This is a genomic window from Halomonas sp. AOP5-B2-8 (genome assembly GCF_052376475.1).
Lineage (GTDB): Bacteria > Pseudomonadota > Gammaproteobacteria > Pseudomonadales > Halomonadaceae > Vreelandella > Vreelandella casei.
Genome location: NZ_JBQSVS010000016.1, coordinates 1 through 1,671, shown reverse-complemented (window position 1 = coordinate 1,671; position 1,671 = coordinate 1). Strand labels below are relative to the sequence as shown.

Genomic DNA, 1,671 nt, shown 5'->3' with positions numbered 1-1,671 from the left:
TTGATCAGGTAATTCATTGTGGACGCTTACTAACTGTGACGCATCGTTTAAGGAGGTGATCCAGCCGCAGGTTCCCCTACGGCTACCTTGTTACGACTTCACCCCAGTCATGAACCACACCGTGGTGATCGCCCTCTTGCGTTAGGCTAACCACTTCTGGTGCAGTCCACTCCCATGGTGTGACGGGCGGTGTGTACAAGGCCCGGGAACGTATTCACCGTGACATTCTGATTCACGATTACTAGCGATTCCGACTTCACGGAGTCGAGTTGCAGACTCCGATCCGGACTGAGACCGGCTTTAAGGGATTCGCTGACTCTCGCGAGCTCGCAGCCCTTTGTACCGGCCATTGTAGCACGTGTGTAGCCCTACCCGTAAGGGCCATGATGACTTGACGTCGTCCCCACCTTCCTCCGGTTTGTCACCGGCAGTCTCCTTAGAGTTCCCGACATTACTCGCTGGCAAATAAGGACAAGGGTTGCGCTCGTTACGGGACTTAACCCAACATTTCACAACACGAGCTGACGACAGCCATGCAGCACCTGTCTTATAGTTCCCGAAGGCACAATCGCATCTCTGCAATCTTCTATAGATGTCAAGGGTAGGTAAGGTTCTTCGCGTTGCATCGAATTAAACCACATGCTCCACCGCTTGTGCGGGCCCCCGTCAATTCATTTGAGTTTTAACCTTGCGGCCGTACTCCCCAGGCGGTCGACTTATCGCGTTAACTTCGCCACAAAGTGCTCTAGGCACCCAACGGCTGGTCGACATCGTTTACGGCGTGGACTACCAGGGTATCTAATCCTGTTTGCTACCCACGCTTTCGCACCTCAGTGTCAGTATCAGTCCAGAAGGCCGCCTTCGCCACTGGTATTCCTCCCGATCTCTACGCATTTCACCGCTACACCGGGAATTCTACCTTCCTCTCCTGTACTCTAGCCTCACAGTTCCGGATGCCGTTCCCAGGTTGAGCCCGGGGCTTTCACAACCGGCTTATAAAGCCACCTACGCGCGCTTTACGCCCAGTAATTCCGATTAACGCTTGCACCCTCCGTATTACCGCGGCTGCTGGCACGGAGTTAGCCGGTGCTTCTTCTGCGAGTGATGTCTTTCCTAATGGGTATTAACCACTAGGCGTTCTTCCTCGCTGAAAGTGCTTTACAACCCTAAGGCCTTCTTCACACACGCGGCATGGCTGGATCAGGGTTGCCCCCATTGTCCAATATTCCCCACTGCTGCCTCCCGTAGGAGTTCGGGCCGTGTCTCAGTCCCGATGTGGCTGATCATCCTCTCAGACCAGCTACGGATCGTTGCCTTGGTGAGCCATTACCTCACCAACTAGCTAATCCGACATAGGCTCATCCAATAGCGGGAGCCGAAGCCCCCTTTCTCCCGTAGGACGTATGCGGTATTAGCCTGGGTTTCCCCAGGTTATCCCCCACTATCGGGCAGATTCCTATGCATTACTCACCCGTCCGCCGCTCGTCAGCATCTAGCAAGCTAGATCTGTTACCGCTCGACTTGCATGTGTTAGGCCTGCCGCCAGCGTTCAATCTGAGCCATGATCAAACTCTTCAGTTTACAATCATTGTGATCCTTACTCGTGTCTTCCGAGGAAAACACAAAAGCGAATCAAACTTGGCTCAAGGTTCAAACGAATTCATTCAAAAC

The 1,671-nt window shown here is 53.4% G+C and carries 1 rRNA gene; it reads right to left on the bottom strand.

Annotation, left to right across the window (positions count from 1 at the left end):
• Positions 1 to 48: 48 nt before the first annotated feature.
• Positions 49 to 1,581 (bottom strand): 16S ribosomal RNA (locus tag ACT3RP_RS17870).
• Between the last annotated feature and the right edge of the window lie 90 nt (positions 1,582 to 1,671).